This is a genomic window from Pseudomonas sivasensis (assembly GCF_052938085.1).
In genome coordinates, this window is the sequence record NZ_CP176442.1 from 1,437,386 (window position 1) to 1,463,554 (window position 26,169).

The following is a 26,169-nucleotide window of genomic DNA, read 5'->3' on the forward strand; positions in this document are numbered from 1 at the left end:
AAATTCTGAAAAAAACCTTTGCCATCAGAAAGGCTTTCGACTACATTAGCGCGCCTCGACAGACTGAACTGGTTTGACGAGATACGGTGAAGTGTCCGAGTGGCTTAAGGAGCACGCCTGGAAAGTGTGTATACAAGAAATTGTATCGAGAGTTCGAATCTCTCCTTCACCGCCACATTCTACAAACACAAACCCCTGATTTTCCTAGAGAAAGTCGGGGGTTTGTGGTTTTTGGCATTCAAAAAAAGCCCCGTTAGCGGGTTTGCGACAGGGTCATCTCGTATGGGCGCTCACGAAGGTCCTACGTACGGTTCCCATCGCCCCGAAGAAACCCACCCGATCGATAGCTTGCTTTAAACATGTGTGTATCCGTATATTCGGTTATTCACATATAGCAAGTGGCCCACATGATTACGCCTCCAGAAGTGTTTAAGAGCCTTGCAGAGGAAACTCGCGCACGCGCTACTTTGCTGATTGCCTCCCAAGGAGAACTCTGCGTCTGCGAACTGATGTGCGCTCTCGGCGACAGCCAATCGAAGATCAGCCGTCACCTCGCACAGTTACGCAGCAGTGGTCTCCTGCTGGATCGTCGCCAGGGACTCTGGGTTTACTACCGCTTAAATCCGGACCTTCCCAGCTGGGTGCACGAGATCCTGCAAGTGACGTTACGAGCCAACGTTCACTGGCTGCAGGGCGACACTTCCCGTCTACAGAATATGGATGGACGCCCTGTCCGCGATGTTGCCTGCTGCTAATCCCAACTGTTAACCCTATCGAAGCTGGCGCTGCGCCTAAGTGTTTAATGCCCGCGAAGAGTGGAAGGAGTAATTAATGCGAGTCTTGTTCATGTGCACGGCCAACAGCTGCCGAAGCATTCTTTCAGAAGCCATGTTCAACCACCTTGCGCCGGAGGGTTTCAAAGCGGTGAGCTCCGGAAGCTTTCCCAAGGGGCAGGTGCTACCTCGCAGTTTGACGACTTTGACCCAGTCGGGCATTTCCATCGAAGGCTTGAGCAGTAAGGGCAACGAAGCCTTCGAAGATAACCCTCCGGATATCGTCATTACCGTATGCGACAAGGCAGCAGGCGAGTCTTGCCCGGTCTATTTCGGCCCAGCCGTGAAAGCTCATTGGGGCCTGGAAGATCCTTCCGATGTGATGGGGGACGAAGAAGAAGTTGATGCCGCTTTCCGAGCCACGCTCGCTTGCATCGAAAAACGCTGTAAAGCGTTCTTTGCGCTTCCCTTCAACAGCCTCAGCCGCGATGAACTCAAACGCGAGCTGGATCAAATCAGCAAACACTGAGAAGGAGGACATATGTCAGAGCAACTGCCCAACCTAGACCTCTCTCTGTTCGACCCCCTGCCAATTGCATCTCGCCCGAAAGATCAAAAGCCTCGAATTCTCTTGCTGTATGGGTCGACCCGCGAGCGCTCTTTCAGCCGTCTGCTGGTCGAAGAAGCTGCGCGTTTACTGGAGCACTTTGGTGCGCAAACCCGTGTGTTCAATCCTAGTGGGTTGCCACTGCCCGACGACGCATCGGTGAATCATCCTAAGGTGCAGGAACTGCGGGATCTGATGTTGTGGTCGGAAGGTCAGGTCTGGTGTTCACCAGAACGGCATGGCGCGATGTCAGCGGTGTTCAAGGCGCAGATCGACTGGGTGCCTCTTGAACTCGGCGCTGTTCGCCCCACCCAGGGAAAGACCCTGGCCGTGATGCAGGTCTGCGGTGGCTCACAGTCCTTCAATGTGGTTAATCAGTTGAGGGTACTGGGTCGCTGGATGCGCATGTTCACGATACCCAATCAATCCTCTGTACCGAAAGCCTATATGGAGTTCGACGAGGCAGGCCGAATGAAGCCTTCTGCTTTTTACGATCGCGTGGTCGATGTGATGGAGGAACTGGTGAAGTTCACCCTGTTGCTGCGTGACCAAAAGGCGTTTTTGGTGGATCGTTACTCGGAACGCAAGGAAAGCGCGGAACAGCTCATGGCGCGCGTGAACCAGCGTTCAATCTGAGTTCAACAATGTCCATTGAAATCAGAGCGGCACGGCTTGGAGATGCTGTTGCCATCCAGGCTATCTATGCCTCGGTAGTGACCGGCTCGGCTATTTCCTTTGAAGAGGTGCCGCCTAGTATTGAAGAGATACAGCAGCGCATTGAGCTAACGCTGCGGATCTATCCATATCTGGTGGCGGTTCGAGAAGGCAAGGTGGTCGGCATATGCTTATGCAAGTCAGCACCGAGCTTCTGGTTCGGCAGGGCTATCGTCCGGCCTATGCTGGCATTTCTCAGCCCGATTCAGGCAGCGTCAAGTTGCATGAGCGGTTTGGCTTCCAACACATCGGTACCTATCCTCAAGTCGGTTATAAGCTCGGTCAGTGGCACGATGTGGGCTATTGGCACCTTGAGTTAGCGGATAAAAGCCAGCCGATCGGGCGTCTGTTGGTCTCAGAGCCATGCCCATCGCCCCTCAATGCCTGTGCCGATGATGCACATCCGGAAAATGCGCATGGCTGTGCCTCAGCGGACTGTGCACATGCACATGGCTGTGGGGCTCAGCCGGATCCCACTCAAACCCATGCTCATGTTGGTGATGTTCATCATGCACATGCCGATGTCCGTGCTCCATGGCCTCATGCTGATGATCATGGGCATGCCGTTCCGTCAGGTGCAGCCAAACGCCCATGGCCATCAACGCCGATGCAATCCAGAAAGCCAATGTCACTGACTCACCCAACATCAGCACCGCAATCGCGGCACCCAGAAACGGCGCGGTGGAAAAATAGGCTCCCGTGCGTGCACTGCCCAGTCCGCGCAGCGCCAGCACGAACATCACCAGGCTGATGCCATAGCCCAGAAAACCAACCAGCAAGATAGGCGTCAGCTGCGCCATACCCGGGATTTGCGCTCCGAGATAGAGCGCCAACCCGCCATTCGCCAGCCCTGCAATCAACCCCTTGGCCCCGGCGATAAACAGCGCGTCCGACGCAGACACTTTGCGCGTCAGGTTGTTATCAATCCCCCAGCACAGGCACGCCACGGCAACCGCCAGCGGCCCCGTCCAGTCATGGCTCGTGCTACCGCCGTCGGCCCATGACAACACCACGCCGCCCATCACGATGGCGATCATCCCCAGGACGATGCGACGGTCGGCGTTTTCCTTGAACACGACCCAGGCGATGACGGCGGTCAGCACTGATTCCAGGTTGAGCATCAGGGAGGCGGTTGCGCCGGCCGTGCGGGTCAGGCCGAACATCAGCGCGACAGGCCCGAGGATGCCGCCGAATGCGATGGCGCCGAGCAGCCAGGGCCATTCCGATGAGGTCAGTCCGCTGGGTTTCCAGCCACGATCACGGATCAGGCGCACGCCGGCGAGACCGACGCCGCTGCCGAGGTAGAGCAGGCCGGCGAGCAGCACGGGCGAGAGGCCCAGGCCGAGGTTTTTGGCGAGCGGGGTGCTGGCGCCGAACAGCGCGGCGGCGGCGAGTGCGTAGAGGATACTGAGGTTCATGGGTCATCCTCGAAAGGGTGGCCCATGATACGTCGCGGGCTCAGGTGAAAGCCCGAGCGGATTTACTGCGCGGTTTTCAGCTTGATCACATCACCGGAAATCTTGGTGGTGTAACCGCTGAGGACCCAGGCCCAGAACCAGTTTTCCTGCACTTGGGTGTTGATCAGCGCATCGCCGCCTTTTGCTTTGATGGCGGCATCCTGGGCGCGCACGAAACGGCTGTTCTGGCCGATCGGGATCACGCCGAACAGCATAATGCCGGTGGCGCTGGCTTCACTGTGGCCCAGGACGGTGTATTGGCTGCTGTCGTATTGCGGGGATTTGATGGCGGTGCCGGTGCAGCCTGCAAGCGTGAAACCGAGAACGGCTGCTGCAACCACTTTACTGATGTACTTCACTGGGAAACTCCATGGACTAAAGCCCGAGATTCAATTCTCGGGGGGGCGTACTTTAATCGCCCTGGCAGGGGATTGAAATCAATCTTCCCGTCGTCAGATGTGCAACCACGCCAGGCTACCTAACACCACCGCCACCCCCGCCGCCGTATACGCCATGCGCTTCAACCACTCCTTCCTTGTGAGCAACGTAATTGCCGCCAGCGAAATCGCGATCTGAATCGCGGTCATCGCCTGGGCCCAGCGGTGGTGCTGGTGCAACGCCTGTTCTGATTTTTCATCCCATTCCCGCGAGGTGGCCTCAAGCTTTTCTGCCTGCTGGCGCACGTCTTCCTTCTGGCTTTTGTAGCGCTCGATCTCGCCCTTGTAATGCGCAGCGTCTACGCCGGGAATATGGGTGGCCAGCTCCGCCAGGTTTTGGCGGCTGGATTTGGCCTGGTAGTAGTTCCACTGGTTGGCGGCTTCGGTCTTGATGATGGCCGCGTTGTTTTTGTCCATCGCCGCTTCGCTTTCGGTGGAACCGGCCTGGTAGCTGAGCATGGCGCCGAGAGTGGCCATCAGCGCGGTCATGACGGCGATTCGGCTGGCGAAACTGTCTCCTCTTGCGTGGGCATGTTCGGTGGTGTGTTCGATGTGTTTTTCGTGGGGGCTGGGGACTTCGAAGGCTTCGGACATGGCGGCGGCTATGAAGGGACTGAGGGAGTCTGATTCTTCACCCGTGCGGCTGTCTCAAGGCTGTACGTAACGCCGAATCAGCCGCGTATACACCGCGATATTGATCACTAACACCAATGCACCCAGCGCCAGTTGAATCTGCGGAGTCAGGCCAGCCGGATAGATGAGCGTAAGAATGTAGTGTTCGATGAATCCGCCGCCGTAGCCGTCTTGACCGGCGAGATGGCGAAGCAAGTTTTCCCAGCGCGTGAGTGGGCACGGCAGGTGAAAGACCTCGACGGCCACGCCCCACGCGGCAGCGGGCAAGTGCAGCCAGATAACCGGCCGCCACTTAAGGGCCAGCAGCCCGCCGAATAATACGAACAGGATAAAACACAGGTGAAACAGCACGAGGCTGTCGGCAGCTAGACGGTAGAGCATTGTGCGCGCTTCAAAAAGGGGAGGGCGTAGTCTAAGGGTTGCCCGCAGGTAAGCGGGACCGTTATTGTGCTGAATCCTTTTAGTCCTTCCTCCCAAGGATCTGTTGTGATGAATTCGCCACGTACCGTTGCCCCGATCAAGGCTGTGATTTTCGATATGGACGGGTTGTTGCTCGATACAGAAGGCATCTACACCGAAGTCACGCAGATCATCGCCGAGCGCTACGGTCGTACTTATGATTGGGGGATCAAGCAGCATATTATTGGCCGTGGCGCCCAGGACCTGGCCGATTACGTGGTCAAGGCATTGGACTTGCCGATCACACCGGCGCAGTTTCTGGAAATTCGCGAACCGTTGATGAGCGAGCGCTTTCCAAAGGCCCTGGGCATGCCCGGTGCCGAGGCGCTGGTTCGGCACTTGAAGGCACACAACATTCCGATTGCCGTGGGCACCAGTTCGTCGCGCAATTCGTTTGGCCACAAAACCACGTTGCACCGCGAGTGGTTTAGCCTGTTCGGCACCATTGTCACCGCCGACGACCCCGAAGTCGGCGCCGCCAAACCTGCACCGGATATCTTCCTTACCGCCGCGCGCCGCCTGGGCGTTGCCCCTGAGGATTGCCTGGTGTTCGAGGATTCGCCCTTTGGTGTAACGGCTGCGAAGGCCGCCCATATGACCGCCATCGCCGTGCCCGACGAAGCCATGGCCGACAGCAAGTACCAGCATGCCGACCAGATCATCCGCAAGCTTGCGGACTTTGACCTGGCGGCCTATGGCTTGCCGCCAATCTCCTGACCTTACTCGGTAAAAAATGTGGGAGGGGGCTTGCTCCCGATGGCAGAGTGTCAGTCACCATTGAGCTGGCTGACACTCCGCCATCGGGAGCAAGCCCCCTCCCACATTTGTTTTTGCTGGGATTCAGAAAATTTGGTTTTGCAGGGATTCAGAAAATCAGGCGCTGAACCCACCATCAATGGTCAGGCTGGCACCGGTGATATACCCCGCTTCCGGTCCGGCCAGATAGGCCACGAAACTGGCAATCTCTTCCACATGCCCATAACGTCCCACCGCCATTAACCCGATCAGGCTCTCGGCAAAATCACTGTTTGCCGGGTTCATATCGGTGTCCACCGGCCCAGGCTGCACATTATTGATGGTGATGCCCCTCGGTCCCAGATCTCGCGCCAACCCCTTGGTCAGGCCCACCAGTGCCGCTTTGCTCATCGCGTACGGGCCACCACCGCCAAAGGGCATGCGTTCGGCATTGGTGCTGCCGATGTTGATCACCCGACCACCTTCACCCATATGCTTGGCGGCTTCCTGGGTAGCGATAAACACGCTGCGCACGTTGATCGCCAAGGTTTGGTCGAAGTCTTCCAGCTTGAAGTCTTCCAGCGGTGCGATGGCCAGCACGCCAGCGTTGTTCACCAGGATGTCCAGGCGGCCAAAGGCTTCCACGGTGGTATTGACCGCGTTGCGGATCGCAGTGGCATCGGCGCTGTCGGCGTGAATCGCCAGGGCTTTGCCGCCGGCGCTGATTACGCTGTTCTGCAACTCTTCTGCCTTAGCGGCCGAGCTGACATAGGTAAAGGCGACCGCTGCGCCTTGGGCGGCGAGGCGCTTGACGATGGCGGCGCCGATACCGCGGGAACCGCCTTGAATCAAGGCGACTTTGCCGCTGAGGTTGAGTGTGGTCATGTCGATCTCCTGGCTGTTCAAGGCAGGCTGCCTTGTTGTTGGAGCCGAGTATCGACTTCACCCAGCCCTACCGGTAGACCGTGATTGCTATAGTCTGTGTAAACCAAAAGTTTAGAGTGGGCTGTGATGGAAAGCTTTGGAAGTATCGAATGCTTCGTGCGCAGCGCCGAAGGTGGCAGCTTTGCCGAAGCGGCGCGGCACTTGAGCCTGACCCCGGCGGCGGTCGGTAAAAGCGTCGCCAAGCTGGAAGCGCGCCTCGGTGTGCGGCTCTTCCAGCGCAGCACTCGGCGCCTCACGCTGACTGAAGCCGGCAAGCTGTTTCTAGAAGAGGTCAGCGCCAGCCTTACCACTATCCAGAACGCCGTCGCCAACCTGGCCAGCGCCGAAGGGCGACCGGTGGGTACGCTCAAGGTCAGCATGGGCACGGTGTTCGGCAATCGCTATGTGGTCCCGCTGCTGGGGGAGTTTATGCGGCGTTTCCCGGATATCAGCCCGGACTGGCATTTTGATAACCGCCAGGTGGACCTGATCGGCCAAGGCTTTGATGCCGCGATTGGCGGCGGTTTTGAACTGCCCCAAGGCGTGGTGGCGCGCAAGTTGACGCCCGCGCACCGGGTGCTGGTGGCTTCACCGGGTTACCTGGCGCAACGCCCACCGGTGCGCGAGCCTGAAGACTTGTCGCGGTGCAAAGGTATCCTGATCCGCTCACCGCAAACCGGGCGTATCCGTTCCTGGCAGTTGACCAGTGTCGAACGTGAATGCCGCCCGCTGGTGCTCAAACCCGGCATGACCATGAGCGACTCCGAAGCCGCCTGCCGCGCCAGCGCTCAAGGCTTGGGAATTGCGCTGGTGAGCATGCCCATGGCCGTGCCGTTCCTCGACAGCGGCGAGGTGGTAAGGGTATTGCCCGACTGGTACGTCGACGACGGCAATATTTCCATCTACTACGCCGAGCACAAACTGCTGCCCGGCAAGACCCGGGCGTTTGTGGGCTTCATCATTGAGCAGTTTGCCGAAAAAAAACTGGGGCAAAGGTTCAGCGCAATCTAAAACCAGACGCAGCTCGAAATGTGGGAGGTGGCTTGCTCCCACATTTGATTTTCAGCGGCCGAACCGGGTCGGCCAGCCAATGACCTTCTTCGGCCGAGGCGTCGCGTAAGTCCGGATCTTCGACGTCGACAACCCCAGCCGCACCAAGGATTCGGCGATGGTCACCGCCGCCGTCACGCCATCCACCACCGGCACCCCGGTGCGCTGGCGAATCTGCTCATCCAGCCCGGCCATGCCGCCGCAACCCAGGCAAATCACTTCGGCCTTGTCCTCGCGGATGGCCAGTTCCGCTTGGCGCACGATGGCTTCCATCGCGGCCAACGGGTCCTCTTCCAGCTCCAAAACCGCCATGCCACTGGCCCGAACTGAAGCGCAGCGCTGGTACAGGCCGGCAAGTTTCAGGCGGTCTTCGATCAGCGGCACGGTGCGGTCCAGGGTGGTCACCACCGAATAGGCATGGCCCAGGAACATCGCCGTGCTGGCCGCCGCTTCGGTGATATCCACCACCGGCACATTCAATAACTCCTGCAAACCTTCCCGGCCGTGTTCGCCGTAGCCGGCCTGGATCACCGCATCGAACGGTTGGTCGTAAGCCATTACCCGGTCCATCACGGCGATGGCGGCCAGGTAGCTCTCAAAATTGCCTTCAACCGATTCCGCGCCGAAGTACGGGGTAAGTCCGACAATCTCAGTGCCCGGCGAGGCCACGGCCCGCGCTTGCTGGGCGATGGTTTCAGTGATGGATTCGGTGGTGTTGACGTTGACCACGAGGATACGCATGGAAGGTCCTTACTCAGTGACTGACGTTATCGACGGCAATGCTTTCGCCGCTGACATCGGCGTAGAACGGCTGGCGCTTGGCGATCAGCAGGTACAGCAACCCTGCAATACCGGCGCCAAACAACCAGGAAAACGGTGAGACGCCGGCAAATCCCGGCAACAGCGCCAGCAGGATGGCGATGATGGCCGCAGGAATAAACGCCGCCACTGCACGCATATTCACCCCACGGCTGTAGTAATAAACGCCATTCGGGTTTTCGCTATACAACTGCGGTACGTCCACCTGGCTTTTACGGATCAGCCAGTAGTCGACCATGATCACCCCGTACAACGGGCCTAGCAGTGCGCCGAGGCCAGAGAGGAAATACACGATCACCAGCGGGCTGTTGTAGAGGTTCCACGGCAGGATCAATACAGCCACGGTGGCGCTGATCAGACCCGCACGGCGGAAGTTCAGGTACTTGGGCGCCAGGTTGCTCAGCACAAAGGCAGGCGCAACGAAGTTGGCCATGATGTTCACCGCTACGGTGACGATCAAAAACGCCAGGCAGCCCAGCACGAGAAAGAAGGTATTGGGGATGGCCGCGATGATTTCAGTCGGGCTTTCGATCACCCGGCCATTGAGTTGGAATTGGCCGCCGCAGAGCAGCACGGTGATCGCGGCAAACACCAGGATATTCACCGGCAAGCCCCAGAAGTTGCCGACCAGGATGGTCTTGCGGCACGGCGAAGAGCGTGCAAAGTCGCAGAAGTTGAGGATCAGCGTGCCGTAGATCGCCAGCCATAGCGCGCCGCCGGCAAAGATATTGCGCCACATCTCGCCACCGCTCAGCGGTTCGCGGATCGACCAGGCAATGTTGCCGCCGGCCTGGAAGTACATCCAACCGGCCAGCGACGCCACAGTCAGCAAAATCACCGGCCCGGCGAAGCCTTCATAGCGCCGTACCATCTCCATGCCGTAGGCCAGGATCACCAGTTGTACGAACCATATCGCCACAAAACACGCCCAGCCAAGGGATGACAGGCCGAGGATTGAGTTGTGGTCATAGTCGGCAAACCCTGGATGAATTGCCGTCAGCAGCACGCGGAAAACCACCGAGGCCAGGTAGGTCTGGATACCAAACCAGGCAATCGCAATGACCGCACGGATCAACGCGGGAATCTGTGCGCCGTGAATGCCAAAACTGATACGGCTGATGACCGGGAACGGTACGCCGGTCTTCTGCCCCATATACCCCGACAAGTTCATGAAGAAGTACACCAGCGCCGCACCGATCCCCAGGGATAACAGGATCTGCCAGCCGCCGAGGCCCAGTGCATATAAGCCAATGGCGAACGAATAGTTGGCGATGTTGTGCACGTCATTGGTCCACAACGCAAAGATGCTGTAGCGCCCCCATCGACGGCCTTCGATCTTGGTCGGCGCCAGGTCTTTATTGTGCAGGCGTGGGCTGAGCACTAACGGGCCGGGGCATGCGGCGTCCGGGTTCAGGGCGGAGGAGGGCAGATCCAGTGCGATATTGTTCGAGAGGCTTGTACGCATTCCGGCAGGCTCCAGCATATCTGCCGGGAAGAGGCAGATGGCAAAGTGTATGTAGGTTTTGTATTTATTGTATACAAAGCGCAGTTCACCTTAAGCCACATGCGTGCCAGTTTTGGATCTATGAAAGTCCTGGGTAATTTCGTTTTTATAGGTTGGTTAAATAAATAGCTGAATTTAAAGAGATATAAATTGACCGACTGAACAGCTATTTATTTTTGGGTTGCCAGTGTGCGATTCGCCAGGCCAATCGAGGGGAGGGGAGAGGTGTTACGTTATGGTGCGGCCGAATAAGAATTGCACACATAAATGGCACCGATGGTTACATGTATGTGTACATCTCCAACACTCAACACAAGACAAATGTGGGAGGGGGCTTGCCCCCGATAGCGGTTTTCCAGTCAAACATAGGTTGACTGACAGGCCGCTATCGGGGGCGAGCCCCCTCCCACATTTTCTAACCGCGTCAGCCCTTAGGCCTTGCTGATGATGTTCCCGGCATGCAGCCCGCATTCTTTCTGCGTGGCTTCTTCCCACCACCAACGACCCTCTCGCTCATGCTGGTTCGGCAGCACAGGCCGGGTGCACGGCTCACACCCGATGCTGATAAAACCGCGCTCATGCAAGCTGTTGTACGGCAGCTCCAGCATGCGGATATAGCCCCAGATCTCTTCGCTGCTCATCTGCGCCAGCGGGTTGAATTTGTATAGGGTGCGTTCCGGGGTAGAGAAGGCGGTGTCGATCTCCAGCGCCGCCACTTGGCTGCGGGTGCCAGGGCTCTGGTCACGGCGTTGGCCGGTGGCCCAGGCACTCACGCCCGAAAGCTTGCGGCGCAGCGGCTCGATCTTGCGCACGCCGCAGCATTCGCCATGACCATCCTTATAGAAGCTGAACAGACCTTTCTCCTTGACGAAGGGCTCCAGCTTGCTCTGGTCCGGCGAAATCAGTTCGATGTCGATCTTGTAGAAGTCGCGCACCTGCTCGATAAACCGGTAGGTCTCCGGGTGCAGACGGCCGGTGTCGAGGCTGAACACCTTGACGTTCTTGTTCAGCTTCCAGGCCATGTCCACCAGCACCACGTCCTCGGCGCCGCTGAAGGAGATCCACAGGTCATCGCCGAACTGGCTGAACGCCAGCTTGAGAATGTCCTGGGCGGATTTGTTGGCGTAAGTCGCGGCGAGTTCAGCGACGTCGAAGGCTTGGTTCATCAGGACGGTTCCTACAGGTCAGTGGCGCTGAGCGCTCTATAGGGGAGCGATGGTATCAAAATCCGCTCCGCGTTGCGGCGGCGAGCTTGAATCGCTAGAGTTCGGCAGTCCTTTTGCTCGCTCAACTAACAACATCCAATAGGAGTGTCTTGTGGAAATTGCCTGTCTTGACCTGGAAGGGGTACTGGTACCGGAAATCTGGATCGCCTTCGCCGAAAAAACCGGTATTGAATCGCTACGGGCCACCACCCGGGACATTCCTGACTACGACGTGCTGATGCAGCAGCGCCTGCGTATTCTCGACGAGCACGGGCTCAAGCTCGCCGATATCCAGGCAGTGATCGCCACGCTCAAGCCTTTGGACGGCGCCATCGAGTTCGTCAACTGGCTGCGCGAGCGTTTTCAGGTGGTGATCCTGTCCGACACCTTCTACGAATTTTCCCAGCCGCTTATGCGCCAACTGGGTTTCCCGACTCTGCTGTGCCACCGCCTCATCACCGATGAATCCGACAGGGTGGTGAGCTACCAACTGCGCCAGAAAGACCCCAAGCGCCAGTCGGTATTGGCGTTCAAGACTCTTTACTACCGCGTGATCGCCGCTGGCGACTCCTACAACGACACCACCATGTTGGGCGAGGCCGACCGTGGGATTCTGTTCCATGCGCCGGAGAATGTGATTCGCGAGTTCCCGCAATTCCCGGCGGTGCATACGTTTGAGGATTTGAAGAAAGAGTTCATCAAGGCGTCGAATCGGTCGCTGAGCCTCTAAAGCGGATTGTGGCGAGCGGGCTTGCCCCCGGAATGGGACTGCTGCGCAGTCCAACGCGAGCAAGCTCCCTCGCCACAAGAGGTCTACCTGCTACAACCCTTCCAGCGTTTGCAGCAAAACCCGCACCTTCGTCAGCGACTCCTGATACTCGGCCTCCCACTGCGAATCCGCGACAATCCCGCCGCCGCCCCAGCAGCACACTTGCCCATCCTTGACCAATAAGCTGCGAATGGCGATGGAGCTGTCCATCTCGCCGCGTACGTCCAGGTACACCAGCGAACCGCAGTACAAGCCGCGTCGGGTGGGTTCCAGTTCGTCGATGATCTGCATGGCGCGAATCTTCGGCGCGCCGGTGATGGAGCCACCAGGGAAGCTGCCGGCGATCAGGTCGAGGGCGTCTTTGTCGTCGGCCAGTGTGCCGGTGACGCTGCTCACCAGGTGGTGCACGTTGGGGTAGCTTTCCAGGCTGAACAACTCCGGCACGCTCACCGAGCCGGTGCGGCAACTGCGCCCCAGGTCGTTGCGCAGCAGGTCGACGATCATCAGGTTTTCGGCGCGATCCTTGGGGCTGGCCAGCAGTTCCGTGGCGTGGGCGGCGTCTTCTTCAGGCGTGACACCGCGTGGGCGGGTGCCTTTGATCGGGCGGGTTTCGACCTGGCGCTCGCTGACGCGCACGAAACGCTCCGGTGACAGGCTCAATACCGCGCCGTCATTGGGCAGGCTCTGGAATCCGGAGAAGGGCGTCGGGCAGGCTTCGCGCAAGGCGCAATAGGCGACCCAAGGATCACCGCTGCACGGCGCACGAAAACGTTGGGCGAAGTTGACCTGATAGCAGTCGCCGGCCTGGATGTAATCCTGGATGCGCTCAATGGCCTGTTGGTAAGCCTCAACGCTGAGATCCGGCGCCATGGGGCCCTGCAATTTGAAGGTTGCAGGGGCGGTGGCGGCGTCACCGCTGAACAGCGTGATCAGTCGCTGCCGTTCGCTACCGGCCAGCGCCGGGTGAAATACCAGTTGGCTGGTCTGTGCCAAGTGGTCGCTGATCAGCGCCCAGGCATACAGTCCAAAACGCGCATCCGGCAGGTGCAAATCATCCACCGCCAAGTGCGGCAGCTGTTCCAAATGCCGGCCAAAGTCGTAGCTCAGGTAGCCGATCAAGCCACCGGCAAACGGCAACTCATAGCCGTCGGGCAATTTCGCTTCACCCAACTGTGAAAGGTTTTTCCGTAATCTCCGCAGGAAGTTGCTGCCGCTTTCGTTAGGATCCACTGCCAGGGTCGCCTCGGGCCAGGCGCTGAGCAGGTCATAACGACCGCGTTCGGCAGCAGGTCGGCCGCTGTCGAGCAGGACCGCGCCGGGTGCATGGCGAATCGCCGCAAAATACTCGGCGGGGTTGGCCCGATAGGGCAGCGGGTGTACTGAACAGGTCGACATGCGAGGGTGGATCAGCCAGGGCGCGGGGGAGGGGATTGTAGTCCCCTGTAGGATTTGCTCCTAGAGGGGATGTCGGCGATAGACAGTTCGAAGACCGGATCAGCCTTCCACAGGGGGAATATGCCCAAACATTTCCTGCACAAACTTCACCCGCTCTTCCGGGGTTTCCGTCACACCGGCGGCTTTGAGTGCTTCCAGTCGTGCTTCTACCGCGTGGGTGCGCAAGGTCAGGCCGCAATCGTTGGCGATCTGGATGTTCAGCCCTGGCCGCGCATTGAGCTCCAGGATCAGCGGGCCTTTTTCCTGGTCCAGCACCATGTCCACACCGATGTAGCCCAGCCCGCATAGCTCATAGCAGCCGGCGGCCAGCTTCATGAAACCGTCCCAGTTGGGCAGTTGCACGCCATCCACCGCGTTAGTGGTGTCGGGGTGTTTGGTGATGATGTTGTTCAGCCAGGTACCGCGCAGGGTCAGGCCGGTGGCAAGGTCCACACCGACGCCAATGGCGCCCTGGTGCAGGTTGGCCTTGCCGCCGGACTGGCGGGTCGGCAACCGCAGCATGGCCATCACCGGGTAGCCCATCAGCACGATGATGCGGATATCCGGCACGCCTTCGTAGCTGATGCTCTTGAAGATCTGGTCGGGCACCACGCGGTACTCGATCAGCGCGCGGTCACGGTGGCCGCCCAGGGAATACAGGCCGGTGAGGATGCTGGAAATCTGATGCTCGATCTCTTCATGGCTGATGATCTTGCCGGACACCGTGCGGTAGCGCCCTTCAAAACGATCGGCCACCACGAGAATGCCGTCACCGCCGGCGCCCTGGGCCGGCTTGATCACGAAGTCGCTGCGCCCACCGATAATTTCATCGAGCTTGTCGATTTCCTTCTCGGTGGAGATCACTCCATACATTTCCGGCACGTGGATACCCGCCGCGATCGCCCGTTCCTTGGTGATGATCTTGTCATCCACGATCGGGTACAGGCTGCGCTTGTTGTACTTGAGCACGTAATCGGCGTTACGCCGGTTGATGCCCATGATTCCCCGCGCTTCCAGGGCTTTCCAGGTCTTCCAGAAACCGAACATTACTTATCAGCCTTCAAGAACGCCTTGAAACGCACCAGCTCGGTCAGGCGGTAGCCGCGATAACGACCCATGGCCAGCATGAAGCCCACCAGGATCAGGAGGATCGCAGGGAAGGTGAACACGAAGTACACCAACTCCGGCACGCTCATAATCAAGTGCGCCAGGGAGGCAGCGAACAACGTACCAATCGCCACTTTCAACGCATGGTTGGCACCGCGTTCTTCCCAGGTGATCGACAGGCGTTCGATGGTCATGGTCAGGATCACCATCGGGAACAGTGCCACCGACAGCCCGCGCTCCAGCCCCAGTTTATGGCTGAACAGACTGATGGCCGCGATCAGCACCACCACGAAGGTCAGCACCACCGACAGCCTCGGCAGCATTTGCAGCTTCAAGTGTTCCAGGTACGACCTGAGTGACAGCCCCAGTGCCGTAATAATGGTGAAAAGCACGATTCCGAAGCCCAATTGCGTCTCGCGGAACGCGAGGGCAATCAGCACTGGCGTGAACGTGCCCAGGGTCTGCAGGCCGATCAGGTTGCGCAGGATCAGAATCACCAGCACGCCAATCGGGATCATCACCATGATCATGAACGTCTGCTGGGTTTGCAGTGGCAGGCCGTACAGCGAGTATTCGAGGAAGTTGGCGTCGGTGTTTTCATCCGTCAGCTTGGCCAGGCGAATCGCGTTCATTTCGCTGTTGTTCAGGCTGAACGTCACCATGGCTTTCTTGCCGCCGTCGACCGTGATCAGGTTTTCATCGCCGGTCCACCACAGCAGGCGGTCGCTGGGCAGGCCCTGTTCGCCGGTTTCCGGGTTGAAGTAGAGCCAGTCATTGCCATTAAAGCTGCGCAGCCAGAGTTCGGGCGTTTGCGGCTGGTCGGCGACCAGGCGGATGGTGTGGACCTTTTCCACCGGCACGTGGGCGATGGACAGCAGCAACTCGACGATCTTGGCCTTGTGCGGCGTGGACGGGTCGCCGGCGAGCAACAGCTTCACATTGTCGTCGTTGAGGTTGTTGGTGCGCTTGATGGCTTCGGTAATGAAGGTTTCGACGTCGGCCGAATGTTGGCGGATCGGCGCCAGCAGGGCTTCGGCGGCGATTTTTTCCGGGCCTTCCACCGCGATGCTGTCGCGGAACGTTGGGCCTTTGATCTTGGTTTTTTCACCGCTGTAACGCTTGGTCAGCACCAGGCGGTAATACAGGGTCTGGTTGCCGTTGGCGCGGCGTGCCGACCAGGTGACCTTACGGTTACCGTCAATACGATTGACGCTCACCCCATAGTTGTTCGAGATAAAGCTCTCATTAAGGCTGACGAAGTCGCGGCTCAGGGGCGGCACGAACATCTGGATCTTCACCGGGTCCTTCGGATTGGCGACGAACTCGACCTTGGCGTCGATGTTCCACAAATCGTCGGTCGCGTCCTCAGTGACAGGAATGCCCAGCACGAAGATCTGGTAGGCGGTGACCGAAATACCCAGCACCACCAGGATGGCGATCAGGATTTTCAGGTGCAGGGTAAGAGAGCGCATTCGGTTTACTCGGCGGTATGAGCGTCGGCGGCGCAGGCGGGTTTGCCTGCTGCGTATTTAAGACTGGGGTCGACCAGCGCATCAAAGCGTTTCAACGCTTCGGAGCCGATCAGCAGCGGATATTGGAATGCGCTGCGGTCAGTCAAGTTCACTTCGATGCTGCGTAAAGCGGTGCCCATGCAGATATCCAGGGCTATCACTGGACGGGCGGTGTAGTTCTTGTCCTCATCGGGATCGTAGTCACCGGCGCGGCGCTTGATCTTGCTGACTCGGGCCAGGGGCCGTTCGATGGGGTGGGAATGGGCGGTGTCGATGGCCAGGTAGAAGCGCACCCAGGATTCGCCGTTGCGCTTGAAGCGCTTGATATCACGGGCGCTGAGGGAGGCGGTCTTGGCGCCGGTGTCCAGCTTGGCGGCCACTTCAAGGTCGATGCCAGCCAATTGGGCATATTCATTGAGGCCATACACGGTCTTCTCGGCGGCAACGCCAAGGCCGGGGATGAACAGTAGGCAAAACAGGGGGAAGGGCTTGAGTCTCATAGATCCTGAGGCGGTGCAGTGCGATGTTCAATTCAAGGCGACTGGCATTGCTGCGCAAACTCCCTCGTGCGCCGTTTCATCAAGCGATGTCAGGCAAATGCGGCGGCATTCTAACATGATGCTTTTTTGGCGCCACCGCTGGCAGGCGGCCATGCTCCGAGCGCGTGCAACAAGGGTTATTAGACGATTGTCGACAATGTGTATTTATTCTTTGACTATCGAGGTCTGATTGGCTAGTTTTTGCGGCATTGCTTTTCAAGGTGTCGACAATATGCTGGTTCAGCCTGAAGCTCCGATAGTCGTGTCGGACGAATCCCAAACGATGTCGGAGAACGTTTTCCGGCGCATCCAGGCCGCCATCGTCAAAGGCGAGATCGCCCCCGGCAGCAAGATCTCCGAACCGGAACTGGCCCGCACCTACGGCATCAGCCGTGGCCCGTTGCGTGAGGCGATCCACCGCCTGGAAGGCCAGCGCCTGCTGGTGCGCGTGCCCCATGTGGGCGCGCGGGTCGTGTCCCTGAGCCACGCCGAGCTGATCGAACTCTATGAAATCCGCGAATCTCTGGAAGGCATGGCCTGCCGCCTGGCCGCCGAGCGCATGACCGACGCCGAAATCGAAGAGCTGCGCCAAGTGCTGCACACCCACGAACGGGATGCTGCGTTCCAGGCCGGCGTCGGCTACTACCAGCAAGAAGGCGACTTCGACTTTCATTACCGGATAATTCAAGGCGCCGGTAACCGCACCCTGACCCAAATGCTCTGCGGCGAGCTGTACCAGTTGGTGCGCATGTACCGCATCCAGTTCTCCACCACCCCCAATCGTCCACGCCAGGCTTTTGCCGAGCATCACCGTATTCTTGACGCGATTGCCGATCGCGACGGTGAACTGGCCGAACTGCTGATGCGCCGTCATATCGGCGCGTCCAAACGCAACATTGCCCGTCACTTCCCGGACGGCGCCCCTGATAGAGGTGAGTCATGAGTTCGAACAACAAAAGCACACCCGGCCAGCGTTTCCGTGACGCAGTCGCCAGTGAACAGCCGTTGCAGGTAGTCGGCGCAATCAACGCCAACCACGCGCTGCTGGCCAAGCGCGCTGGCTTCAAGGCGATCTACCTGTCAGGCGGGGGCGTGGCGGCCGGTTCCCTGGGCGTGCCCGACCTGGGCATCACTGGCCTGGATGACGTGCTCACCGACGTGCGCCGTATCACCGACGTCTGCGACCTGCCGCTGTTGGTGGACGTGGACACCGGTTTTGGCTCCTCGGCGTTCAACGTGGCGCGCACCGTCAAATCGATGATCAAGTTCGGCGCCGCCGCGATTCATATCGAAGACCAGGTCGGCGCCAAGCGCTGCGGCCATCGTCCGAATAAAGAAATCGTGTCCCAGCAGGAAATGGTCGACCGCATCAAGGCCGCCGTGGATGCGCGCACCGATGACAGCTTCGTGATCATGGCGCGTACCGATGCCTTGGCCGTCGAAGGGTTGGAGTCCGCCTTGGAGCGTGCCGCCGCCTGCATCGAGGCTGGCGCCGACATGGTGTTCCCGGAAGCCATCACTGAACTGGAGATGTACAAACTGTTCGCCGCCCGTGTGAAAGCGCCGATCCTGGCCAACATCACCGAATTCGGCGCGACGCCGCTGTACACCACCGAACAGTTGAAATCTGCTGATGTTTCCATCGTGCTGTATCCGCTCTCGGCCTTTCGCGCCATGAACAAGGCCGCCGAGAACGTTTACACCGCGATCCGTCGCGACGGCACCCAACAGAACGTGATCGACACCATGCAAACCCGCATGGAGCTTTACGATCGCATCGACTACCACACCTTCGAGCAGAAGCTCGACGCGCTGTTCGCCGCGAAGAAGTGACGAACACGTCTCCCTGAATAACGACAAAATTGGAGAAAAACCATGGCTGAAGCAAAAGTACTGAGTGGCGCCGGCCTGCGTGGCCAGGTCGCCGGGCAAACTGCACTGTCCACCGTGGGCCAGGCCGGTGCCGGCCTGACCTATCGCGGCTACGATGTTCGCGAACTTGCTGCCGATGCGCAGTTTGAGGAAGTCGCCTACCTGCTGCTGTACGGCGAATTGCCGACCAAAGCCGAACTGGCTGCGTACAGCCAGAAGCTGAGCAAGCTGCGCGACCTGCCGCAAGCGCTCAAGGAAGTGCTGGAACGCATCCCCGCCGACGCCCATCCGATGGACGTGATGCGCACCGGTTGTTCGTTCCTGGGCAACATCGAGCCGGAAAAAGACTTCAGCGTGCAGCGCGATGTCACCGACCGCTTGCTCGCCGCCTTCCCGGCAATCATGTGTTACTGGTACCGCTTCAGCCACGACGGTAAGCGCATCGACTGCGTGACCGACGAGCCGAGTATCGGTGGTCATTTCCTGCACCTGCTGCACGGCGAGAAACCGAGCGAGCTGCATGAGAAGGTCATGAACGTCTCGCTGATCCTTTACGCCGAGCACGAATTCAACGCGTCGACCTTCACCGCTCGCGTGTGTGCCTCGACCCTGTCCGATCTCTACTCCTGCGTCACTGCCGCCATTGGCTCCCTGCGCGGTCCGCTGCATGGCGGCGCCAACGAAGCGGCGATGGAAATGATCGAGCGTTTCGGTTCGGCAGAGGAGGCTGTCGAAGGCACCCTCGGCATGCTGGCGCGCAAAGACAAGATCATGGGCTTCGGCCACGCGATCTACAAAGACAACGACCCGCGTAATGAAGTGATCAAGGGTTGGTCGAAAAAACTCGCTGACGAAGTGGGCGACACCGTGCTGTTCCCAGTCTCCGAAGCCATCGACAAGACCATGTGGGAACAGAAAAAACTCTTCCCTAATGCCGACTTCTACCATGCCTCGGCGTACCACTTCATGGGCATTCCCACCAAGCTGTTCACGCCGATTTTCGTCTGCTCGCGCCTTACCGGCTGGGCAGCTCACGTATTCGAGCAACGCGCCAACAACCGCATCATCCGTCCAAGCGCCGAGTACACCGGCGTCGAACAGCGCAAGTTCGTGCCAATCGAACGTCGCTGAAGACTGACGATCCTGAAGTGGTAATCGAATCAAATGTGGGAGGGGGCTTGCCCCCGATAGCGGTGTGTCATTCAACACTCATAGCAACTGATCCACCGCCATCGGGAGCAAGCCCCCTCCCACACGTTGATCGCATTTCAATTCTGGATCGGCCCAGGTCTTCCTTTTGTAATCACCGTGACCGAGTCCTGACGATGAACACAGAATTTCGCAAACCGCTCCCCGGCAGCCGCCTGGATTTCTTCGACGCCCGTGCGGCAGTCGAAGCAATCACCCCTGGCGCCTACGCCACCTTGCCCTACACCTCCCGCGTACTGGCAGAAAACCTGGTGCGCCGCTGCGACCCGGCCACTCTCAATGCTTCCCTGAGCCAGTTGATCGAACGCAAGCGCGATCTCGACTTCCCCTGGTTCCCGGCGCGTGTGGTGTGCCACGACATTCTTGGCCAGACCGCGCTGGTCGACCTCGCCGGCCTGCGCGATGCCATCGCCCTGCAAGGCGGCGACCCGGCCCAGGTCAACCCGGTGGTGCCGACCCAATTGATCGTTGACCACTCCCTGGCCGTCGAAGCCGGGGGTTTTGACCCCGATGCGTTCGAGAAAAACCGCGCCATTGAAGACCGTCGCAACGAAGACCGTTTCCACTTTATCGAGTGGACCAAAAAGGCCTTCAAGAACGTCGACGTGATCCCGCCGGGTAACGGCATCATGCACCAGATCAACCTGGAGAAAATGTCCCCGGTGATCCAGGTGCGTGACGGCGTGGCGTTTCCGGATACCTGCGTCGGCACCGACAGCCACACGCCCCACGTGGATGCTCTGGGCGTGATCGCCATTGGCGTCGGCGGCTTGGAAGCGGAGAGCGTGATGCTCGGTCGCGCCTCGTGGATGCGCCTGCCGGAAAGCGTCGGTGTCGAGCTGACGGGCAAGCTGCTACCGGGCATCACCGCCACCGATATGGTGCTGGCGCTGACCGAGTTTCTGCGCCAACAGAAAGTCGTCGGCGCATGGCTGGAGTTCTTTGGCGAAGGCGCATCAAACCTGACCTTGGGCGACCGCGCGACCATCTCCAACATGGCCCCGGAATACGGCGCCACGGCAGCGATGTTCTATATCGACCAACAAACCATCGCCTACCTGAAACTCACCGGTCGTGAAGATCAACAGGTCGCACTGGTCGAGCAATATGCGCGTCACACCGGTCTGTGGGCGGATGATTTGAAAGGCGCGCAGTACGAGCGCGGCCTGACCTTCGACCTGTCCAGCGTCGTGCGCAACATGGCCGGCCCGAGCAATCCCCACGCCCGCGTCGCCACCCGCGACCTGGCGGCCAAAGGTATCTCCGGACAGTGGGATGAAGTGCCAGGGCAAATGCCTGATGGCGCGGTGATCATCGCCGCCATCACCAGTTGCACGAACACCAGCAACCCGCGCAACGTGATCGCCGCCGGGCTGTTGGCGCGCAATGCCAACAAGCTGGGGCTCAAGCGCAAGCCGTGGGTCAAATCCTCCTTGGCACCCGGTTCGAAAACCGTGGCCATGTACCTGGAAGAAGCCGGCCTCGGTCACGAACTGGATAAGCTCGGTTTCGGTGTGGTGGCGTTTGCCTGCACCACCTGCAACGGCATGTCCGGCGCGCTCGACCCGGTGATCCAGCAAGAGATCATCGACCGCGACCTGTATGCCACCGCCGTACTGTCGGGTAATCGCAACTTCGACGGGCGCATTCACCCTTACGCCAAGCAAGCTTTCCTCGCGTCGCCGCCGCTGGTGGTGGCGTATGCGATTGCCGGCACCATCCGTTTCGACATCGAGAAGGACGTGCTCGGCCTCGACGCCGACGGCAAGGAAATCCGCCTGCAGGACATCTGGCCGAGCGACGAAGAAATCGACGCGGTGGTCAAGGCCTCGGTCAAGCCGGAGCAGTTCCGCGCGGTGTATATCCCGATGTTTGCGATCCACGAAGACACCGGCCCCAAAGTCGCGCCGCTGTACGACTGGCGTCCGCAGAGCACGTATATCCGCCGTCCGCCGTATTGGGAAGGTGCGCTGGCCGGAGCGCGTCCGCTGAAGGGGATGCGCCCGCTGGCGGTGCTGCCGGACAACATCACCACCGATCACCTGTCGCCGTCCAACGCGATCATGCTCGACAGCGCCGCCGGCGAATACTTGGCGAAAATGGGCCTGCCGGAAGTCGACTTCAACTCCTACGCAACCCACCGCGGCGACCATTTGACCGCGCAGCGCGCAACGTTCGCCAACCCGAAACTGTTCAACGAAATGGTGGTGGAAAACGGCAAGGTTAAACAGGGTTCCCTGGCGCGCATCGAGCCGGAAGGCCAGGTTACGCGGATGTGGGAAGCCATCGAAACCTACATGGAACGCAAGCAGCCGCTGATCATCATCGCCGGTGCCGATTACGGCCAGGGTTCGTCCCGCGACTGGGCGGCCAAGGGCGTGCGTCTGGCCGGTGTGGAGGCGATTGCCGCCGAAGGTTTCGAGCGCATCCACCGCACCAACCTGGTGGGCATGGGCGTGTTGCCCCTGGAGTTTTTGCCGGGAACCGATCGTCACACCCTGCACATCGACGGCAGTGAAACCTATGACGTGGTCGGCGAGCGCACCCCGCGTGCGCAGTTGACCCTGGTGATCAATCGCAAGAATGGCGAACGTGTCGAAGTGCCGGTGACCTGCCGCCTCGACACCGCCGAAGAAGTGTCGATCTACGAGGCGGGCGGCGTGTTGCAACGTTTTGCCCAGGACTTCCTGGAATCGGCGGCGACCGCTTAAGAGGACAACCATGGCACACGTACCGCAAATCAAGATCCCCGCCACCTATATGCGTGGCGGCACGAGCAAGGGCGTATTTTTCAGCCTCCAGGACCTGCCCGCCTCGGCGCAGGTACCGGGCGCTGCCCGCGATGCCTTGTTGTTGCGGGTGATCGGCAGCCCCGATCCCTACGACAAACAAATCGACGGCATGGGCGGCGCCACATCGAGCACCAGTAAAAGCGTGATCCTGGCCAAAAGCACCCGCGCCGAGCACGACGTGGACTACCTGTTTGGCCAAGTCTCCATCGACAAACCCTTTGTCGACTGGAGCGGCAACTGCGGCAACCTGTCGGCGGCGGTGGGTTCGTTCGCCATCACCGCCGGGTTGGTAGACCCGGCTCGCATTCCGCACAACGGCGTGGCCGTGGTGCGTGTGTGGCAGGCCAATATCGGCAAGACCATCATCGCCCACGTGCCGATTACCGACGGCGCTGTGCAGGAAACCGGCGACTTCGAACTGGACGGCGTGACCTTTCCGGCCGCCGAAGTGCAGCTGGAATTCATGGACCCGGCGGCAGAAGAAGAGGGCGGCGGCGGCTCGATGTTTCCCACCGGCAACCTGGTCGATGACCTGGAAGTGCCCGGTGTCGGCACCTTCAAGGCCACGCTGATCAACGCCGGCATCCCGACGATTTTCATCAACGCCGAAGACCTCGGCTACACCGGCACCGAGCTGCAAGGCGCGATCAACGGCGACCCCAAGGCTTTGGCCATGTTCGAGACCGTGCGGGCCTATGGCGCGTTGCGCATGGGCCTGATCAAACACCTGGACGAAGCCGCCCAGCGCCAGCACACGCCGAAGGTCGCGTTTGTGGCCAAGCCTGCGGATTACGTGGCGTCCAGCGGCAAGGCGATCAAGGCTGGCGATGTGGATTTGCTGGTGCGCGCCCTGTCCATGGGCAAGCTGCACCACGCCATGATGGGCACGGCTGCCGTGGCGATTGGTACGGCAGCGGCGATTTCCGGGACATTGGTCAACCTTGCCGCAGGCGGCATTGAACGTAATGCGGTGCGCTTCGGGCATCCGTCCGGCACGTTGCGCGTGGGGGCTGAAGCCACCCAGGTGAACGGTGAGTGGGTGGTGAAGAAAGCCATCATGAGCCGCAGTGCACGGGTGTTGATGGAAGGTTTCGTCCGCGTACCCGGCGACTCTTTCTAAAGTCCAACACCAATCCCTTGTGGGAGGGGCGGTGCGACAATTCAGCGGTGTGTCAGTCGACACATTCATCACTGACCCATCGCCATCGGGGGCAAGTCGAATCGTCGCACCGCCCCCCCCCACAGTCATAAGCAGGCATTCAGACCTGCGAAACGATCAACCCTGACCCTGAGGATGCAACAACCCTAACTCACTTTGGAGATCTGCCATGAGCACCAACGTCGACCAGAACAACCGCCCCGACTACGACCAGGTTCTGCAGGACATCGCCGACTACGTCCTCACCTACCGGATCGACTCCCCAGCCGCCCTCGACACCGCCCGCAACTGCCTGATGGACACCCTCGGTTGCGGCCTCCTGGCGCTGCGTTTTCCCGAGTGCACCAAGCACCTGGGGCCGATCGTCGAGGGCACGGTGGTGCCGTTCGGTGCGCGGGTGCCGGGCACGTCGTTGCGCCTGGATCCGGTCAAGGCCGCCTGGGACATTGGCTGCATCGTGCGTTGGCTCGACTACAACGACACCTGGCTCGCCGCTGAATGGGGCCACCCTTCGGATAACCTCGGTGGCATTCTGGCCGTGGCCGATCACCTGTCGCAAAAACGTGTGGCCAATGGAGATGCGCCGCTGACCGTGCGTGCGGTGTTGGAAGCGATGATCATGGCCCACGAAATTCAGGGCGTTATCGCGCTGGAAAACTCGTTCAACCGTGTCGGCCTCGACCATGTGCTGCTGGTCAAAGTCGCCTCGACGGCGGTCACTGCCAAGCTGATGGGCGCCACCCGTGAGCAACTGCTGGCGGCCTTGTCCCACGCGTTTGTGGATGGGCAAGCGCTGCGCACTTACCGCCATGCGCCGAATGCCGGCTCGCGCAAATCCTGGGCGGCGGGTGATGCATCAAGCCGTGGCGTGCGCCTGGCGGATATCGCGCTGCGTGGCGAGATGGGTATTCCTGGTGTCTTGAGCGCGCCGCAGTGGGGCTTTTACGACGTGTTGTTCAGCCACACCAACAAGGACCTGGCGCTCAAGCCCGAGGACAAGCGCGCGTTCAGTCTTTCCCAGGCGTACGGCACCTATGTGATGGAAAACGTGCTGTTCAAGATCAGCTTCCCCGCCGAGTTCCATGCGCAAACAGCCTGCGAAGCGGCGGTGACCTTGCATCCGCAGGTCAAACATCGACTGCATGAGATCGAGCGCATCGTGATCACTACCCATGAGTCGGCGATCCGCATCATTTCCAAGGTGGGTCAGTTGGCCAATGCCGCTGATCGCGACCACTGCCTGCAATACATGACCGCCGTGCCTCTGGCGTTCGGCAATCTGGTGGCCGAGCAGTACGAAGATGAATTCCATGCAGCCCACCCCATCATTGATGAGCTGCGCGACAAGATGGTCATTGTCGAAGACCCACGCTACAGCCGCGAATACCTGGAGGCCGACAAACGTTCCATCGCCAATGCAGTGCAGGTGTTCTTCAAGGATGGCTCCAGCACCCAGCAGGTGGCGGTGGAATATCCCATCGGCCATCGTCGCCGTCGCGTGGATGGCATTCCGTTGCTGGAAGACAAGTTCAAGGCCAACCTGGCGACGCGGTTTACCGCGCAACGCAGCGCCGAGATCTTTGCGTTGTGCAAGGACCAGGCGAAGCTTGAGGCCACAGCTGTAAACCGCTTCATGGACCTGTTCGTGATCTAGCAGGCGACGCAAAACTAAAAATGTGGGAGGGCGGCGCGACGATTCGACTTGCCCCCTCCCACATTTGAATTGCGTTCATTCGAACCGCAGGATCACCCGGCGATTGTGCTTACTCTTCTTCTCGATCTTTTCGCAGAACACCCGGCCGATTTCCTCAGTGTTGATCACGTGGGTGCCGCCGCACGGCTGGATGTCGATCCCGGCAATTTCAATCACCCGTACCGAACCTTGGATCACCGGGGGGGCGACCGCTTGGGTGCGGGTGATCTGCAACAGGGTGGAGTATTCCGTGGCAGCCATCGACAGGGTTTTCACCGGGTGAGCCTGTTCGATCAGCGCGTTGAGGTCGCGGGTGATGCTGTCTTTGTCGAGGGTCATTTCCGGCAGGTCGAAATCCAGGCGACCTTTGTCGGCACTGATGCTGCAGCCCGTTACCGGTGCATCGATGAGCGAGCACAACAAATGCAGGCAGGTGTGCATTTTCATGTGCTGGTAGCGCCGTGCCCAATCCAGCCCGGCATCCACCTGTACTCCGGCAACCAGTTGCTCGGGGCAGTGTTCAACCTGGTGCCAGATGATCGAGCGCAGTACTTGGTCGCGTACGGTGCCGATCACTTCGACCCGCGTACCATCGGGTAAGGTCAAGTGGCCGGTATCGCCCGGCTGTCCGCCGCCGGTGGGGTAGAACAGTGTGTGCTCCAGGGCAATGCCGTGTTCGCTTACGGCAATCACCCGGGCGCTGAATGCGTTCTGGTAGGGCGCGCTGTCATACAGCGCCAGGGTTTCCATGGAGTGCACGGACATGT

General features: G+C 59.7%; 26 protein-coding genes and 1 tRNA gene. 14 read left to right on the top strand and 13 right to left on the bottom strand.

Going from position 1 to position 26,169, the window contains the following annotated elements:
* Nucleotides 1–85 precede the first annotated feature (85 nt).
* The 5 genes from ACKZ62_RS06815 to ACKZ62_RS06835 all read left to right on the top strand — a co-directional run bounded on the left by ACKZ62_RS06815 (nt 86) and on the right by ACKZ62_RS06835 (nt 2,414).
* Nucleotides 86–175: transfer RNA gene (locus tag ACKZ62_RS06815), tRNA-Ser, on the top strand.
* A 232-nt stretch (nt 176–407) separates the two neighbouring features.
* The gene (locus ACKZ62_RS06820; protein ID WP_032887533.1) at nt 408–755 is read left to right on the top strand and encodes a metalloregulator ArsR/SmtB family transcription factor; all 348 of its coding nucleotides are present in this window, start codon (nt 408–410) and stop codon (nt 753–755) included.
* A 76-nt stretch (nt 756–831) separates the two neighbouring features.
* On the top strand, nt 832–1,302 hold the full coding sequence (locus ACKZ62_RS06825; protein WP_122681204.1) for an arsenate reductase ArsC: 471 nt from the start codon (nt 832–834) through the stop codon (nt 1,300–1,302).
* A 12-nt stretch (nt 1,303–1,314) separates the two neighbouring features.
* Nucleotides 1,315–2,016, top strand: coding sequence for an arsenical resistance protein ArsH (gene arsH, locus ACKZ62_RS06830; RefSeq protein ID WP_032887537.1), 702 nt, complete (start codon nt 1,315–1,317; stop codon nt 2,014–2,016).
* Between the two features lie 8 nt (nt 2,017–2,024).
* Nucleotides 2,025–2,414, top strand: coding sequence for a GNAT family N-acetyltransferase (locus tag ACKZ62_RS06835; RefSeq protein ID WP_375803698.1), 390 nt, complete (start codon nt 2,025–2,027; stop codon nt 2,412–2,414).
* A gap of 57 nt (nt 2,415–2,471) precedes the next feature.
* Here the strand turns inward: ACKZ62_RS06835 and ACKZ62_RS06840 are convergent, their stop codons facing one another.
* The 4 genes from ACKZ62_RS06840 to ACKZ62_RS06855 form a co-directional block, all read right to left on the bottom strand.
* Nucleotides 2,472–3,512, bottom strand: coding sequence for a DMT family transporter (locus ACKZ62_RS06840; protein ID WP_447096470.1), 1,041 nt, complete (start codon nt 3,510–3,512; stop codon nt 2,472–2,474).
* 62 nt (nt 3,513–3,574) lie between these two features.
* Nucleotides 3,575–3,910: a hypothetical protein gene (locus tag ACKZ62_RS06845; protein ID WP_032887540.1), complete on the bottom strand. Its 336-nt coding sequence runs from the start codon at nt 3,908–3,910 to the stop codon at nt 3,575–3,577.
* A 93-nt stretch (nt 3,911–4,003) separates the two neighbouring features.
* On the bottom strand, nt 4,004–4,582 hold the full coding sequence (locus tag ACKZ62_RS06850) for a DUF4337 domain-containing protein (protein WP_032887542.1): 579 nt from the start codon (nt 4,580–4,582) through the stop codon (nt 4,004–4,006).
* 54 nt (nt 4,583–4,636) lie between these two features.
* Nucleotides 4,637–5,002: a DUF2784 domain-containing protein gene (locus ACKZ62_RS06855; protein ID WP_032887544.1), complete on the bottom strand. Its 366-nt coding sequence runs from the start codon at nt 5,000–5,002 to the stop codon at nt 4,637–4,639.
* 108 nt (nt 5,003–5,110) lie between these two features.
* On the opposite strand from ACKZ62_RS06855, the gene ACKZ62_RS06860 reads away from it, so the two are divergent.
* On the top strand, nt 5,111–5,797 hold the full coding sequence (locus ACKZ62_RS06860; protein WP_095185335.1) for an HAD-IA family hydrolase: 687 nt from the start codon (nt 5,111–5,113) through the stop codon (nt 5,795–5,797).
* 156 nt (nt 5,798–5,953) lie between these two features.
* Here ACKZ62_RS06860 and ACKZ62_RS06865 read toward each other — a convergent pair whose 3' ends face one another.
* Nucleotides 5,954–6,700, bottom strand: coding sequence for a 3-oxoacyl-ACP reductase family protein (locus ACKZ62_RS06865; protein ID WP_032887548.1), 747 nt, complete (start codon nt 6,698–6,700; stop codon nt 5,954–5,956).
* A gap of 126 nt (nt 6,701–6,826) precedes the next feature.
* On the opposite strand from ACKZ62_RS06865, the gene ACKZ62_RS06870 reads away from it, so the two are divergent.
* Nucleotides 6,827–7,750: a LysR family transcriptional regulator gene (locus ACKZ62_RS06870; RefSeq protein ID WP_122757044.1), complete on the top strand. Its 924-nt coding sequence runs from the start codon at nt 6,827–6,829 to the stop codon at nt 7,748–7,750.
* Nucleotides 7,751–7,801: 51 nt separating this feature from the next.
* Here ACKZ62_RS06870 and ACKZ62_RS06875 read toward each other — a convergent pair whose 3' ends face one another.
* The 3 genes from ACKZ62_RS06875 to ACKZ62_RS06885 all read right to left on the bottom strand — a co-directional run bounded on the left by ACKZ62_RS06875 (nt 7,802) and on the right by ACKZ62_RS06885 (nt 11,278).
* Nucleotides 7,802–8,530 carry an aspartate/glutamate racemase family protein gene (locus ACKZ62_RS06875; protein ID WP_032887552.1) on the bottom strand — a complete coding sequence of 243 codons (729 nt, stop codon included), beginning with the start codon at nt 8,528–8,530 and terminating at the stop codon, nt 7,802–7,804.
* Nucleotides 8,531–8,543: 13 nt separating this feature from the next.
* Entirely contained in the window at nt 8,544–10,073 is a 1,530-nt protein-coding gene (locus tag ACKZ62_RS06880; RefSeq protein WP_447096471.1) for an NCS1 family nucleobase:cation symporter-1, read from the bottom strand.
* Nucleotides 10,074–10,543: 470 nt separating this feature from the next.
* Nucleotides 10,544–11,278 carry a phosphoadenylyl-sulfate reductase gene (locus ACKZ62_RS06885; protein WP_032887556.1) on the bottom strand — a complete coding sequence of 245 codons (735 nt, stop codon included), beginning with the start codon at nt 11,276–11,278 and terminating at the stop codon, nt 10,544–10,546.
* A gap of 151 nt (nt 11,279–11,429) precedes the next feature.
* On the opposite strand from ACKZ62_RS06885, the gene thrH reads away from it, so the two are divergent.
* Nucleotides 11,430–12,047, top strand: coding sequence for a bifunctional phosphoserine phosphatase/homoserine phosphotransferase ThrH (gene thrH / locus ACKZ62_RS06890; protein WP_032887558.1), 618 nt, complete (start codon nt 11,430–11,432; stop codon nt 12,045–12,047).
* A 90-nt stretch (nt 12,048–12,137) separates the two neighbouring features.
* Here the strand turns inward: thrH and pabB are convergent, their stop codons facing one another.
* The 4 genes from pabB to rloA all read right to left on the bottom strand — a co-directional run bounded on the left by pabB (nt 12,138) and on the right by rloA (nt 16,638).
* Nucleotides 12,138–13,481, bottom strand: coding sequence for an aminodeoxychorismate synthase component I (pabB, locus tag ACKZ62_RS06895; protein ID WP_032887560.1), 1,344 nt, complete (start codon nt 13,479–13,481; stop codon nt 12,138–12,140).
* Between the two features lie 99 nt (nt 13,482–13,580).
* On the bottom strand, nt 13,581–14,567 hold the full coding sequence (locus tag ACKZ62_RS06900) for an alpha-L-glutamate ligase-like protein (RefSeq protein WP_032887562.1): 987 nt from the start codon (nt 14,565–14,567) through the stop codon (nt 13,581–13,583).
* Nucleotides 14,567–16,099 carry an osmotic stress tolerance membrane protein RloB gene (gene rloB, locus ACKZ62_RS06905; RefSeq protein ID WP_032887564.1) on the bottom strand — a complete coding sequence of 511 codons (1,533 nt, stop codon included), beginning with the start codon at nt 16,097–16,099 and terminating at the stop codon, nt 14,567–14,569. The genes ACKZ62_RS06900 and rloB overlap by 1 nt, the downstream gene beginning before the upstream one ends.
* Before the next feature lie 5 nt (nt 16,100–16,104).
* Nucleotides 16,105–16,638, bottom strand: a complete 534-nt coding sequence (gene rloA, locus ACKZ62_RS06910) for a retropepsin-like aspartic peptidase RloA (RefSeq protein ID WP_032887566.1) — start codon at nt 16,636–16,638, stop codon at nt 16,105–16,107.
* Nucleotides 16,639–16,909: 271 nt separating this feature from the next.
* Between rloA and ACKZ62_RS06915 the strand changes: the two genes are divergently transcribed.
* The 6 genes from ACKZ62_RS06915 (at nt 16,910) to prpD (ending at nt 25,363) form a co-directional block, all read left to right on the top strand.
* On the top strand, nt 16,910–17,620 hold the full coding sequence (locus ACKZ62_RS06915) for a GntR family transcriptional regulator (protein WP_032887568.1): 711 nt from the start codon (nt 16,910–16,912) through the stop codon (nt 17,618–17,620).
* A complete protein-coding gene (gene prpB / locus ACKZ62_RS06920) occupies nt 17,617–18,510 on the top strand; it encodes a methylisocitrate lyase (RefSeq protein WP_015885362.1) in 894 nt (297 codons plus the stop codon). Before ACKZ62_RS06915 ends, prpB begins: the two co-directional genes overlap by 4 nt.
* 42 nt (nt 18,511–18,552) lie before the next feature.
* Complete coding sequence (prpC, locus tag ACKZ62_RS06925; RefSeq protein ID WP_032887571.1) at nt 18,553–19,680, top strand: bifunctional 2-methylcitrate synthase/citrate synthase; 1,128 nt, start codon at nt 18,553–18,555, stop codon at nt 19,678–19,680.
* A 194-nt stretch (nt 19,681–19,874) separates the two neighbouring features.
* Nucleotides 19,875–22,469: a Fe/S-dependent 2-methylisocitrate dehydratase AcnD gene (gene acnD, locus ACKZ62_RS06930; protein ID WP_032887573.1), complete on the top strand. Its 2,595-nt coding sequence runs from the start codon at nt 19,875–19,877 to the stop codon at nt 22,467–22,469.
* A gap of 10 nt (nt 22,470–22,479) precedes the next feature.
* Nucleotides 22,480–23,670, top strand: coding sequence for a 2-methylaconitate cis-trans isomerase PrpF (gene prpF, locus ACKZ62_RS06935; RefSeq protein ID WP_095185342.1), 1,191 nt, complete (start codon nt 22,480–22,482; stop codon nt 23,668–23,670).
* Nucleotides 23,671–23,878: 208 nt separating this feature from the next.
* Nucleotides 23,879–25,363: a 2-methylcitrate dehydratase gene (gene prpD, locus ACKZ62_RS06940; RefSeq protein ID WP_032887577.1), complete on the top strand. Its 1,485-nt coding sequence runs from the start codon at nt 23,879–23,881 to the stop codon at nt 25,361–25,363.
* Nucleotides 25,364–25,438: 75 nt separating this feature from the next.
* Here the strand turns inward: prpD and ACKZ62_RS06945 are convergent, their stop codons facing one another.
* Nucleotides 25,439–26,167, bottom strand: a complete 729-nt coding sequence (locus ACKZ62_RS06945) for an alanyl-tRNA editing protein (protein WP_032887578.1) — start codon at nt 26,165–26,167, stop codon at nt 25,439–25,441.
* Nucleotides 26,168–26,169: the final 2 nt, after the last annotated feature.